Source organism: Pseudomonas sp. PA-5-4B, from assembly GCF_021606215.1.
GTDB classification, from domain to species: Bacteria; Pseudomonadota; Gammaproteobacteria; order Pseudomonadales; family Pseudomonadaceae; genus Aquipseudomonas; species Aquipseudomonas edaphica.
In genome coordinates this window covers 110,366-123,603 of sequence record NZ_WKDB01000002.1, presented here as the reverse complement: position 1 = coordinate 123,603, position 13,238 = coordinate 110,366, and the positions used below count along the sequence as shown (strand labels likewise).

Below are 13,238 nucleotides of genomic sequence, written 5' to 3'. Positions count from 1 at the left end.
ATTCCATTTAAGGGTGAGAGTGTCCGGGGATATCACACTGGCCGTTCTTGCAGCGCTCACACTCCTCGCAAAACGGCGCACTGCGCTTGAGGCTGGCAACCTGTACGCCACTGAGTGGTGCAGCAACAGCCGCTGACAACGTTTCGGTAAGACCCGGCATCAACGGCATCGGCACGGCAGCGGGCGCACCGCCAACCTGGATCGGCACACTGCTGAAAATTCCGGCGGCCGACAGCGTGATCGATTGCCCTCCGGCCTGGATTGTCACGCTGGCGCCCGCATCGATGACCACGCTTTGCCCGGCGCCGATCTGGATGGTCCGCCCGGCCCGCACCTGCTGCGAGCCAGCGACGACCAGATGATCATCCTGCTTGAGTTCCGCGAGGCGATTGCCATGGGTGATGCGCTGCTCTTCACCCAGCAGCTCATGGTGGGATTCGCCACCCACCTTGAGCCGACGCTGGTTATCCACCTGGACGTGTTGGTCATGCAAGACGTGCTGGGTCCAGTCGCGCTGGGCACGCAGGTAAATCTCCTCGGCGCCTTTGCGATCCTCAATGCGCAACTCGTTGTAACCGCCGCCGCCCGGAGTGCTTTGGCTTCGGAACAGGCTGCGGGTCTTTTCCGCCGGCAAGTCAAGGGGCAACAGATTCGCCGCGTTGGGCAGGCAGCCCATCACCAGCGGCATATCCACGTCGCCATTGACGAAGCCCACCAGCACCTCCATGCCGACCCGCGGGATCAGCACCGCACCGTAACGGTCGTGAGCCCAGCCGCTGGCTACCCGCAGCCAGCAACTGGAGTACTCGTTGTGTTCGCCGTCGCGATCCCAGGCCATCTGCACTTTGACGCGACCGTATTCGTCGCAATGGACCTCAGCGTCGGCAGGCCCGGTGACCACTGCGTTCTGGTAGCCCGATATTTGCGGGCGGGACATGATCAGCGGCGTTCGAAACGGCACATCCCAAGGTGTGACGACAAACTCATTGTGGTAGCCGGGGGAGACGCCATCGTCATAAGTGTCAGGCGCAGATTCCTCAAGGACCTGAGGCTGTTGCCCTGAATGGTACAACCGGGTAACCAACCACAAATTATTCCATTCCGGACGAGGGTGCCCGGTCATCTTCAGGAACTGCCCAGTGGACAAGGCCGGCTGGTCACCACTGCCGCTGGCTTGGCGAAAGTCACTGCGATGACGCTCAAGCACCCGTTGCGCCAAGTACTTGCCATGGGCTCGATCAGTGAAGTGCCCAGGGTAGTACTGCTCATTCAGCACAGGCTGTTGCCCGCTGGATGCCGCGCTTTCCAGGACCAGACCGGGCTTTTTGAAATCATAATCGCGCACGCTTACGCCGGTGGTGCGGGTCTCCAACCGCAGGATGAAGTGCTTGATCGCAGGGGCCCCGGCCACCATGGCGGAACCGGCCGAGTAGGGAGTGGCTTGGTCTGGCTGGGTGAACACGCTTTGGTCATCGCCAAACACCAACAGATGGCGTTCGGGGCTGTGCTGGAAGTGATAGTGAATGCCCGACTCCACGCACAAGCGCTGAATGAACGCCAGATCGGTTTCGCCGAACTGAACACAGTACTCACGCTCGGGGTATTGCCCACTCAGCTGAAACGCAAAGGCATCACCCTGGATACCCTGTGCCTCCAGTGCCAGCGCAATGATCTGCGGCACGGTTTTTTTCTGAAAGATCCGCTGGTGCGTGCTGTGTTCCAGGTAAGCCAACTGCGGCACCAGGGTGATCTGGTAACGGGTCAGGCGCTTGCCGGAATCGCCTTGCGCCACCCGGTACACCTGGCCATGAACGCCGTGTCCTTGCGCATCAAACCCCAGGAACGCCTGACGGTGCAGGAGGCTATCGAGGTCCAGGTCGGGTTGTTCGCTCACCAACTCAAGGTCAAAACGAAAAGGCAGGCTGATAAATTCATCACCCGAAAACCCTCGAACCTTGAGTTCACTGGGCTGCCCATCAAGGGTCAGGTTAAAGGCACTTTGATTGGCAAGAGCAAACATCCGGTGTCTCTCCGCAAGGGGTGGGCGAGCGATTCTGCACCAGCTTTTCACCCACCAGAGCACACCACGGACAAATCAGTAAGCTCCTACACCCTGGGTGCCGGATTCTTCATGTATCTGGCGTCGAAGGCACGCCAAGGCCGTGCTAGCGTAATAGCTCCTCCTCACCGGATCACTGGAAAAAGCATGGCCACCCGCTACGCAAAAATCATCCTGACCCTGGCCCTCGCCGCCTTCGCCACCCTGGTTGCGTTCAACAACATCACGGACTACGGCTCCAACTTCGCCTTCGTCCAACATGTGTTGAGCATGGACACCACCTTCCCGAACAACGCCGCCATGTATCGGGCAATCACGACGCCGTGGATGTGGCACGCGGCCTACGTGCTGATCATTCTCGGCGAGGCGCTCACCGCTGTACTGCTGGCGCGGGGCGCGCTATCGCTATGGCGCGCGCGGCATGCAGGCGGGAGCGAATTCAACCGCGCCAAGGCAGGTGCAACAGCCGGCCTGACCCTCGGCTTTGTGGTGTGGTTTTTTGGCTTTATGGTGGTCGGCGGTGAGTGGTTTCTGATGTGGCAGTCCCATCAGTGGAACGGCCAGGAAGCGGCATTCAAGTTCTACATGGCGATCCTGGGCGTGCTGATTTTTCTCAATCAGCCGGATGCTGGCTGAACTGGCAGCGGGACGCGGAGCGTCCGGGGTGGCATTCCCACGCGGAGCATGGGAACGATCAAAACGATCAAAAAAAGGCCCGCTATCCTAAGGATGCGGGCCTTTTTTCTAACGCAATTGGCGCTTACCGCCCACCGAGTTACTTGTTGAGGTTGTAGTCTTTTTCCGCTGCATCAAAACGCTCGACCATACCCGCAGTCGGTGCGCCCATCTTGCTCACGAAATAGATCGCCAGGCTGGCGAAGATAAAGCCCGGGATGATTTCGTACAGGCCCAGCAGATTGAAGTGCTTCCACACGATCACGGTGATCGCGCCGACCAGGATACCGGCCAGTGCGCCGTTACGCGTCATGCCTTTCCAGATCACCGAGATCAGCACCACAGGGCCGAACGCAGCGCCGAAGCCTGCCCAGGCGTAGCTCACCAGGCCCAGTACGCGGTTGTCCGGGTTGGCGGCCATGGCGATGGCGATCAGGGCCACCAACAGCACCATCGCGCGACCCACCCACACCAGCTCAACCTGGGAGGCGTTTTTGCGCAGGAAGGTTTTGTAGAAGTCTTCGGTCAGCGCGCTGGAGCACACCAACAGTTGGCAGCTCAGGGTGCTCATCACCGCCGCCAGGATGGCCGACAGCAGCACGCCCGCGATCCATGGGTTGAACAGCAGCTTGGCCAGCTCGATAAACACACGCTCGTGGTTCTCGGTGACAGGACCGGCCACTTCCGGGTGCGCGGAGAAGTAAGCAATACCGAAGAAGCCCACCGCCACGGTGCCGGCGAGGCACAGGATCATCCAGGTCATGGAGATGCGACGCGCCTTGGCGATCGACTTCACCGAATCCGCCGCCATGAAACGCGCGAGGATATGCGGTTGGCCGAAGTAACCCAGGCCCCAGCCCATCAGCGAGATGATGCCGATGAAACTGGTGTTTTTGAGCATGTTGAAGTTGTCGGGGTTCTTGGCTTCGATCGCCAGGAACGTGGTGTCGACGCCACCGGTGGCCAGCAGCACGATGATTGGCGTGAGGATCAGCGCGAAGATCATCAGCGTAGCTTGCACAGTGTCGGTCCAGCTGACCGCTAGGAAGCCACCCACGAAGGTGTAGGCGATGGTCGCCGCAGCACCGGCCCACAGCGCGGTCTCGTAGGACATGCCGAAGGTGCTTTCAAACAGACGGGCGCCCGCCACGATGCCGGAAGCGCAGTAGATGGTGAAGAACACCAGGATCACTACCGCAGAGATGATCCGCAGCAGGCCGCTTTTATCTTCGAAACGGCTGGAGAAGTAATCCGGCAGCGTCAGGGCGTCGCCGTTGTGCTCGGTCTGCACCCGCAGGCGACCGGCCACGAACAGCCAGTTGAGGTAGGCACCGACGATCAGGCCGATGGCAATCCAGCTTTCCGACAGGCCGGACATGTAGATCGCGCCCGGCAAGCCCATCAGCAACCAGCCGCTCATGTCCGAGGCACCGGCCGACAAGGCCGTGACCACGCTACCGAGGCTGCGACCGCCGAGGATGTAATCAGAAAGGTTGTTGGTGGAGCGATAGGCCATGAAGCCGATCAGCACCATTGCTGCGATGTAGATCACGAATGTGATCAGGGTTGGATTGCTAACGCTCATAGGAGTGACGCCCTGGCTTTGTTTTTATGTAGCAGCGGTCTGGCAGACGGCCACCCATTGGTAACGGGTAGACGATACGGCGAGCCGCGCATTTATGACTGGCGTTTCCCCAGGAAAGCCGCCAGCCGATGAACCGACCCTTGCGAGTGGTTGCACCTTGGGCGCGAATGCTATTCAACAAAGCAAATAAGGTGCAACCAGTTTCTTGAGATTAAGTTGCACCTTGATATGTTTTCGCGAAAATACCGGGTTTTTGCTCCTTTTCGGAGCAAGAACAGCCGATTTTAGAAGTAAACGCACCAAGACGCAGCGTATTCCGTCGAGGGCCGGAATTTTTCCCGATCACGATCGAAAAATTCCTGAACAATTTGGGTTGCACCCGGTTGCACCTCTGCATGCGCAAAGCTAATCTTGCCGCCAGCAGATGCCACTCGGTAGTGGCACCCATGAGGATAAAAAGATGGCAACGACCACCCTTGGGGTCAAACTCGACGACCCGACCCGCGAACGCCTCAAGGCGGCCGCGACCTCCATTGATCGCACGCCGCACTGGCTGATCAAGCAGGCGATTTTCAATTACCTGGAGAAACTCGAGGGTGGTGCAACCCTGACCGAGCTCAATGGCTCGGGCAGCAAGGACGCTGAAGACGCCGGCGAAGTGCAACCTGACCACGCCCACCAGTGCTTCCTGGAGTTTGCCGAAAGCATTCTGCCGCAATCGGTATTGCGCGCCTCGATCACCGCCGCTTACCGCCGCCCGGAGCCGGAAGTGGTGCCGATGCTGATCGAGCAGGCGCGCCTGCCGCAGCCAATGGCCGAGGCCACCAACAAGCTGGCCGCCTCGATTGCCGAAAAACTGCGCAACCAAAAAAGCGCTGGCGGCCGTGCCGGTATTGTTCAGGGCTTGCTGCAAGAATTCTCCCTGTCGTCCCAGGAAGGCGTAGCGCTGATGTGCCTGGCCGAAGCGCTGCTGCGCATCCCGGACAAGGGCACCCGCGACGCGCTGATCCGCGACAAGATCAGCACCGGCAACTGGCAGCCGCACTTGGGCAACAGCCCATCGCTGTTCGTTAACGCGGCCACCTGGGGCTTGCTGCTGACCGGCAAACTGGTCGCCACCCATAACGAAGCGGGCTTGACCTCGTCCCTGAGCCGCATCATCGGCAAGAGCGGCGAGCCGATGATCCGCAAGGGCGTCGACATGGCCATGCGCCTGATGGGCGAGCAGTTCGTCACCGGCGAAACCATCGCCGAAGCCCTGGCCAATGCGAGCAAGTTCGAAGCCAAGGGTTTCCGCTATTCCTACGACATGCTCGGTGAAGCCGCGCTGACCGAACACGACGCCCAGAAGTACCTGGCCTCGTACGAACAAGCCATTCACTCCATCGGCAAAGCCTCCCACGGCCGTGGGATTTATGAAGGCCCGGGCATCTCCATCAAACTCTCGGCACTGCACCCGCGTTACAGCCGTGCGCAGTACGAGCGTGTGATGGACGAGTTGTACCCGCGCCTGCTGTCGCTGACCTTGCTGGCCAAGCAATACGACATCGGCCTGAACATCGACGCCGAAGAGGCCGACCGCCTGGAGCTGTCGCTCGACCTGCTGGAACGCCTGTGCTTCGAGCCGCAACTGACCGGCTGGAACGGCATCGGCTTTGTGATCCAGGCCTACCAGAAGCGTTGCCCGTATGTGATCGACTACGTGATCGACCTGGCGCGCCGCAGCCGCCATCGCCTGATGATCCGCCTGGTAAAAGGCGCGTACTGGGACAGCGAAATCAAGCGCGCCCAGGTCGAAGGCCTGGAAGGCTACCCGGTGTACACCCGCAAGGTGTACACCGACGTTTCCTACATTGCCTGCGCACGCAAACTGCTGTCGGTGCCGGAAGTCATCTACCCGCAGTTCGCCACGCACAACGCCCACACGCTGTCGGCCATTTACCATATCGCCGGTCAGAACTATTACCCCGGCCAGTACGAGTTCCAGTGCCTGCACGGCATGGGCGAACCGCTGTACGAGCAGGTTGTAGGCAAGGTTTCCGAGGGCAAGCTGAACCGTCCGTGCCGCGTGTACGCTCCGGTCGGCACCCACGAAACATTGCTGGCGTACCTGGTGCGTCGCCTGCTGGAAAACGGCGCCAACACCTCATTCGTCAACCGCATTGCCGACCACACCATCTCGATTCAGGAGCTGGTGGCCGACCCAGTGGCCAACATCGAGCAGATGGCCACGCTGGAAGGCGGCTTCGGCCTGCCGCACCCGCGTATCCCGCTGCCGCGTGACCTGTATGGCAGCGACCGCGCCAACTCGGCCGGTATCGACCTGGCCAACGAACATCGCTTGGCGTCGCTGTCTTGCGCACTGCTGGCCACCGCGCACAACAACTGGAAAGCCGCGCCGATGCTGGGCTGCGCTTCCAGTAATGAAGCCGCTGCAGCGGTGCTGAACCCGTCCGATCTGCGTGATGTGGTGGGCCATGTACAGGAAGCCACCGTCGAAGACGTCGACAATGCGATCCAGTGCGCCATCAACGCCGGCCCGATCTGGCAGGCCACGCCGCCCGCCGAACGTGCCGCGATCCTGGAGCGCGCCGCCGACTTGATGGAAGGCGAGATCCAGCCGCTGATGGGCCTGCTGGCCCGTGAAGCCGGCAAAACCTTCGCCAATGCCATCGCCGAAGTGCGCGAAGCCGTGGACTTCCTGCGTTACTACGCGGTGCAGGCGCGCAACGATTTCACCAACGATACCCACCGCCCACTCGGCCCAGTGGTCTGCATCAGCCCGTGGAACTTCCCGCTGGCAATCTTCAGCGGTCAAGTGGCCGCTGCACTGGCCGCCGGTAACCCGGTACTGGCCAAGCCGGCCGAACAAACCCCACTGGTGGCCGCACAGGCCGTGCGTATCCTGCTCGAAGCCGGTATCCCGGAAGGCGTGCTGCAACTGCTGCCGGGCCAGGGCGAAACCGTCGGTGCCCGTCTGGTCGGTGATGATCGCGTCAAAGGCGTGATGTTTACCGGTTCCACCGAAGTGGCGCGCCTGCTGCAACGCAGTGTCGCCGGTCGCCTGGATGCCCAGGGCCGCCCGATCCCGCTGATCGCCGAAACCGGTGGCCAGAACGCGATGATCGTCGACTCTTCGGCGCTCACCGAACAAGTGGTGATCGACGTCGTTTCCTCGGCCTTCGACAGCGCTGGCCAGCGTTGCTCGGCCCTGCGCGTACTGTGCCTGCAGGAAGATTCGGCAGACCGCGTGATCGAAATGCTCAAGGGCGCCATGGCTGAATGCCGCCTGGGTAACCCGGAGCGCCTGTCGGTGGATATCGGCCCGGTGATCGACGCCGAAGCCAAGGCCGGCATCGAGAAACACATCCAGGCCATGCGCGACAAAGGCCGCAACGTGTACCAGGTGGCGATCGCCGACGGCGAAGAGATCAAGCGCGGCACCTTCGTGATGCCAACCCTGATCGAGCTGGAAAGCTTCGACGAACTGCAACGCGAGATCTTCGGCCCGGTACTGCACGTGGTGCGCTACAAGCGCAAAGAGATCGACCAGTTGATCGGCCAGATCAATGCCTCCGGCTACGGCCTGACCCTGGGCGTGCACACGCGCATCGACGAGACCATCGCCAAGGTGATCGACAATGTGCATGCCGGTAACGTCTATGTGAACCGCAACATCGTCGGTGCCGTGGTCGGCGTGCAGCCGTTCGGCGGCGAAGGTTTGTCGGGTACTGGCCCGAAAGCTGGCGGCCCGCTTTATCTGTACCGCCTGCTGTCGACTCGCCCTACGGATGCCATCGAGCAATCCTTCGTGCGCGGCGACAAGCTGGCTGCACCGGACGTGCGCCTGCGCGACGCCATGAGCCAACCGCTGACCACCCTGAAAACCTGGGCCGACAGCAACACGTTCAGCGACCTGAGCGCCCTGTGCAGCCAGTTTGCCGCACAGTCGCAAAGCGGTATCACCCGCCAACTGGCCGGCCCGACCGGCGAGCGCAACAGCTATGCCATCCTGCCCCGCGAGCACGTGTTGTGCCTGGCGGAAGTGGAAGGCGACCTGCTGACGCAACTGGCGGCGGTATTGGCGGTTGGTGGCTCGGCGGTATGGCCGGAAACTGACCTGACCAAAGCCTTGTTCCCACGCCTGCCGAGGGAAGTTCAGGCGAAGATCAAGCGTGTGGCTGACTGGACCAAGGATGAGGTGGTGTTCGACGCCGTTGTGCACCACGGTGATTCCGACCAACTGCGTGCGGTGTGCCAGCAAGTGGCGCAGCGCGGTGGCGCGATTGTCGGGGTGCACGGCTTGTCGCAAGGTGAGACGGCGATTGCGCTGGAGCGCCTGGTGATCGAGCGGGCATTGAGCGTTAACACCGCTGCGGCGGGTGGTAACGCGAGCCTGATGACCATCGGTTAACTCATGTGGGAGCTGGCTTGCCTGCGATAGCGGTGGGCCAGTGACTTAGATGTCAGCTGGCACGGCCTCATCGCGGGCAAGCCAGCTCCCACATTGACCGCATCCAACCTTTCGCCCGCGTTCTGCCCCTCCATCACGCAAATCAATCTTGCTATCCAGCCTCTATTCGCGCACTTAGACTCAGGCCATTCCCTTCAAAGGTAAGCCGCCATGTCCGAGACGCTGCTCAGTTCCCGCAATCTGGCTTTCGAGCTGTACGAAGTCCTCGATGCCGAGGGCCTGACCCAGCGCGAGCGGTTTGCCGAGCACAACCGTGAAACCTTCGACGCCGCCATCAGCACGGCGCGCAGCATTGCCGAGAAGTATTTCGCGCCGCACAACCGCAAAAATGACGAAAACGAACCGCGCTACGAAGATGGCCAGGCGATCCTGATCCCTGAAGTCAAACCCGCCGTGGACGCTTTTCTGGAAGCGGGCTTTCTGAACGCTGCCCGCAGTTTCGAAGCCGGTGGCATGCAGTTGCCTACCCTGCTCTCCCAAGCCTGTTTCGCGCACTTTCAGTCGGCCAACGCAGCGTCAACGTCCTACCCGTTCCTGACCATGGGCGCCGCCAACCTCATCGAAAGCTTCGGCACCGAGGAACAAAAACAGCGTTTCCTGCAGCCGATGATCGAAGGCCGCTTTTTCGGCACCATGGCCCTCACCGAACCACATGCCGGCTCGTCGCTGTCGGATATTCGTACCCGCGCAGAGCCTGCGTCCGACGGCACGTATCGACTCAAGGGCAACAAGATCTTCATCTCCGGCGGCGACCACCCGCTGTCGGAAAACATCGTGCATATGGTGCTGGCCAAGCTGCCGGACGCGCCGCCTGGGGTGAAGGGCATTTCGCTGTTTATCGTGCCCAAATTCCTGGTCAACGAGGATGGCAGCCTGGGCGCGCGTAACGACGTGCTGCTGGCCGGGCTGTTTCACAAGATGGGCTGGCGGGGCACCACGTCCACAGCGCTTAACTTCGGCGATAACGGCAACTGCGTCGGCTATCTGGTGGGCAAACCCCATCAGGGCTTGAGTTGCATGTTCCAGATGATGAACGAGGCACGCATCGGCGTGGGCATGGGTGCGGTGATGCTGGGTTACGCCGGTTACCTCTATTCACTGGAATACGCCCGCGAACGCCCGCAAGGTCGCCTGCCTGACAGCAAAGACCCGAGCACCGCGCCGGTTTCGATCATCCAGCACGCCGATATCAAGCGCATGCTGTTGACCCAGAAAGCCTATGTGGAAGGCGCCTTCGACCTGGGCCTGTACGCGGCTCGGTTGTTTGACGACACCACCACGCTGGAAACCGAAGCCGAGCGCAAGCACGCCCACGAACTGCTCGACCTGCTCACGCCCATCGTCAAATCCTGGCCATCGGAGTTCTGCCTCAAGGCCAACGAACTGGCAATCCAGATCCTCGGCGGCCACGGCTACACCCGCGAATACCCGGTGGAGCAGTACTACCGCGATAACCGCCTGAACCCGATCCATGAAGGCACCCACGGCATCCAGTCCCTGGATTTGCTCGGGCGCAAGCTCGCGCAAAACGGCGGCGCGGGCTTGAAGCAACTGGTCCGCCTGATCGCCGAAACCGGCGCTCGGGCTCAGGAATACGCCTCACTGACGGCCCTGCGCGAACCGCTGGAGCAATTGGTCAGCCGCCTGCAAAGCGTGACGATTGGCCTGCTGACGGATCTCGCCCACGGCAAGGTCAACAGCAGCCTGGCGAACTCGGCACTGTACTTGAAGGTGTTCGGGCACACGGTGATTGGCTGGCGCTGGCTGGAGCAGGCGATTCGCGCCGAGGAAGGTTTGGCCAAGGGGAATGCGGCCGATGTGGCCTTTTATAAAGGTAAGCTCCAGGCCGCCCGGTACTTCCTGACCTGGGAAGTACCGAGCTGCCATCATGAACTGGCGATTCTGGAGGCACGCGATGACACGTGCCTGGGCATGCAGGACGCGTGGTTCTAAGGCGTTCCGATCGCCTTGGAAATCACTTCGACCGTGGCGCTGACTTGCTCTTGGTAACGGTCGAGTTCCTGCTGGTGATGCTTTTGCATGTCGATCTGCTCGGCGCACAGGTTCAGCGCAGCCAGTACCAATAATTTGTCACCGATCAGGGTCGGGTACTTTTTCTTGGTGGTGGCCAGGGAGGCCTTGAGCATGGTCACGGCGTGCATCAGGGTTTGATCCTCCCCTTGCGGCGCCTTGATCGAGTAATCCTCTCCGAGAATCGAAACGACCTTTATCCCTTCATTCATGCGCCGACAGGCCCTGCGCTCACACGCTCAACCAGCGCCTGGATACGCGCGGCGGTGGCGCCATGTTTTTCTTCCTGTTCCATCAGGTTCAGTTGCAGGCTGTCGTTTTCATCCTTGGCGCGGGCCAGTTCCGCCTTCAGGGCTTCATTGCTGCCGAGCAGGTCTTGGTTTTGTTGTACGAGGTCAGTGACCAGTTGTTCAAGCTGGCTGAGAGATGCTTCTAACATTTTGATTTCTCGGGCATTTTCAAAGGGCGGTGACGATAAAGAAAATTCACCTCGGATGCCAGGGTTATCCCCGGCAGGCAGCCCGTTTTTTAAGGGCCGGGCCGCACTTTCGAGCCTTAGTGACTGCATTTACCCGATCTGGTTCCTGAATCCGTCCAACCCCTCGTCAGATGCGACAAAAGCGCGCGCCCCCTTAAGACTTTAGTCGCATGGCCGATACGCAATGCACACCTCGTCTCATGGCCGCACGGATCGCGCTTCTCCCCAGGACTCCCGCATGTCTCTTCGTAATATGAATATCGCTCCGAGGGCCTTCCTTGGCTTTGCGTTTATTGGCGCGCTGATGTTGTTTCTCGGCGTGTTCGCCTTGAACCAGATGAGCAAGATTCGCGCAGCCACCGAAGACATCACCCAGTCCAGCGTGCCGAGCATTCGCGCCCTCGACGAATTCACCCAGTTGACCCTGCGCCTGCGCGTGCTGTCGTACCGCCTGCTGACCAACCGCGAGCCGGACGTGCAGCAAAAAACCCTGGAAGCCTTCGAACTGCGTAACCAGCAGATTCGTGCCGCCCAAGGCGTCTACGAAAAACTTATCGAAAGCAGCGAAGAGCGCGCCACCTACAACGAATACGTACGTTTGCTCGGCCAGTACCATCAGATCGAGGAGCGCATGAAGAGCCTGTCACGCGCCAACCAGATTGATGAGCTGCGCGCCTTGCTCAACACCGAATTACTGAGTAATTCCGAGCAAGTCAACGCGGTGCTCACGCGCCTGCTGGACATCAACAACCAAATGGCCAACGCCACCAACCAAGAAGCCAAAGACCAATACGACATGGCCTTTGATCTGGTAGTGGGCCTGCTGATCATTGCCACCGCGCTGACCCTGCTGTTCGCCTGGCTGCTGACCCGCAGCATCACGCTGCCCATTGCCCAGGCCCTGGAAGCTGCCGAAGAAGTCGCCGAAGGCAACCTCACCCGCCCGATCAAGGTTGATGGCAACGATGAAGCCGGCCGCCTGCTGGCTGCCATGGCCAAGATGCAGGACAAGCTGCGCGACACCCTGCAGCGCATCGCCGGCTCCGCGACCCAGCTTGCGTCCGCGGCAGAAGAACTGAATGCCGTCACCGACGAAAGTGCCCGTGGCCTGACCCAGCAGAACAATGAAATCGAGCAAGCCGCCACCGCCGTCAACGAGATGACCAGTGCCGTTGAAGAAGTCGCGCGCAACGCGGTGAGCACCTCCGAAGCCTCGCGCAATGCCACCACCTCTGCCGGTGACGGCCGTGACCTGGTGCAGGAAACCGTCAGCGCCATCGAGCGCATGAGCGGCGATGTGCAAGCCACCGCCACCTTGATTGGCGACCTGGCCAATGAGTCCCGCGATATCGGCAAAGTGCTCGACGTGATTCGCGGCCTGGCCGACCAGACCAACCTGCTGGCCCTGAACGCCGCGATTGAAGCGGCGCGCGCCGGTGAAGCCGGTCGTGGGTTTGCCGTGGTGGCCGATGAAGTGCGCGCGCTGGCCCATCGCACCCAGCAGTCGACCAGCGAGATCGAGCGGATGATCGGCAGCATTCAGGCCGGCACCGAGCATGCGGTGGATTCGATGCGCAACAGCACCGAACGTGCGGAGTCGACGTTGAACATCGCCAAAGGCGCGGGAATGTCGCTGGAAACCATCAACACTGCGATTGTGGAGATCAACGAACGCAACCTGGTGATCGCCAGCGCGGCCGAAGAGCAGGCGCAAGTGGCGCGGGAAGTGGACCGTAACCTGGTGAATATTCGTGATTTGTCGGTGCAGTCGGCCACGGGTGCCAGCCAGACCAGTGCGGCGAGCAGTGAGTTGTCGCGCTTGGCAGTGGACCTGAATGGGATGGTGGGGCGCTTCAGGCTCTAACTGACACCAGTGATCCCTTGTGGGAGCTGGCTTGCCTGCGATAGCAATCTAACAGTCAATAACCCCAGTGAC

At 60.9% G+C, this 13,238-nt stretch carries 8 protein-coding genes and 1 pseudogene; 5 read left to right on the top strand and 4 right to left on the bottom strand.

All coding sequences use genetic code 11. From position 1 onward, the window contains the following. Window positions 1-7: 7 nt before the first annotated feature. Window positions 8-2,020: a type VI secretion system Vgr family protein gene (locus GIW28_RS02470; RefSeq protein WP_236445712.1), complete on the bottom strand. Its 2,013-nt coding sequence runs from the start codon at window positions 2,018-2,020 to the stop codon at window positions 8-10. 186 nt (window positions 2,021-2,206) lie between these two features. Between GIW28_RS02470 and GIW28_RS02465 the strand changes: the two genes are divergently transcribed. After that, window positions 2,207-2,695 (top strand): DUF2165 family protein, encoded by a 489-nt coding sequence (locus tag GIW28_RS02465; protein WP_099548069.1) that lies wholly within the window; start codon window positions 2,207-2,209, stop codon window positions 2,693-2,695. Window positions 2,696-2,834: 139 nt separating this feature from the next. On the opposite strand, the gene putP is transcribed toward GIW28_RS02465, so the two are convergent. Then, the gene (gene putP, locus GIW28_RS02460) at window positions 2,835-4,319 is read right to left on the bottom strand and encodes a sodium/proline symporter PutP (protein WP_017138528.1); all 1,485 of its coding nucleotides are present in this window, start codon (window positions 4,317-4,319) and stop codon (window positions 2,835-2,837) included. A 460-nt stretch (window positions 4,320-4,779) separates the two neighbouring features. Between putP and putA the strand changes: the two genes are divergently transcribed. Together putA and GIW28_RS02450 are read left to right on the top strand one after the other, a co-directional pair. Beyond that, the gene (gene putA / locus GIW28_RS02455) at window positions 4,780-8,733 is read left to right on the top strand and encodes a trifunctional transcriptional regulator/proline dehydrogenase/L-glutamate gamma-semialdehyde dehydrogenase (protein WP_236445710.1); all 3,954 of its coding nucleotides are present in this window, start codon (window positions 4,780-4,782) and stop codon (window positions 8,731-8,733) included. 210 nt (window positions 8,734-8,943) lie between these two features. Continuing rightward, the gene (locus tag GIW28_RS02450; protein ID WP_236445708.1) at window positions 8,944-10,746 is read left to right on the top strand and encodes an acyl-CoA dehydrogenase; all 1,803 of its coding nucleotides are present in this window, start codon (window positions 8,944-8,946) and stop codon (window positions 10,744-10,746) included. Here the strand turns inward: GIW28_RS02450 and GIW28_RS02445 are convergent. Both GIW28_RS02445 and GIW28_RS02440 read right to left on the bottom strand, forming a co-directional pair. Further along, window positions 10,743-11,036 (bottom strand): cell division protein ZapA, encoded by a 294-nt coding sequence (locus GIW28_RS02445; protein ID WP_017138531.1) that lies wholly within the window; start codon window positions 11,034-11,036, stop codon window positions 10,743-10,745. The two genes, GIW28_RS02450 and GIW28_RS02445, sit on opposite strands and share 4 nt — an antisense overlap. Continuing rightward, window positions 11,033-11,263: a hypothetical protein gene (locus tag GIW28_RS02440; RefSeq protein ID WP_017138532.1), complete on the bottom strand. Its 231-nt coding sequence runs from the start codon at window positions 11,261-11,263 to the stop codon at window positions 11,033-11,035. The genes GIW28_RS02445 and GIW28_RS02440 overlap by 4 nt, the downstream gene beginning before the upstream one ends. A 223-nt stretch (window positions 11,264-11,486) precedes the next feature. Here GIW28_RS02440 and GIW28_RS30710 point away from each other — a divergent pair. Both GIW28_RS30710 and GIW28_RS30705 read left to right on the top strand, forming a co-directional pair. Continuing rightward, a pseudogene (locus tag GIW28_RS30710) lies at window positions 11,487-12,263 on the top strand (MCP four helix bundle domain-containing protein); the annotation flags it as partial. 30 nt (window positions 12,264-12,293) lie between these two features. Further along, a complete protein-coding gene (locus tag GIW28_RS30705) occupies window positions 12,294-13,166 on the top strand; it encodes a methyl-accepting chemotaxis protein (RefSeq protein WP_442963451.1) in 873 nt (290 codons plus the stop codon). The last annotated feature ends 72 nt before the right edge of the window (window positions 13,167-13,238 follow it).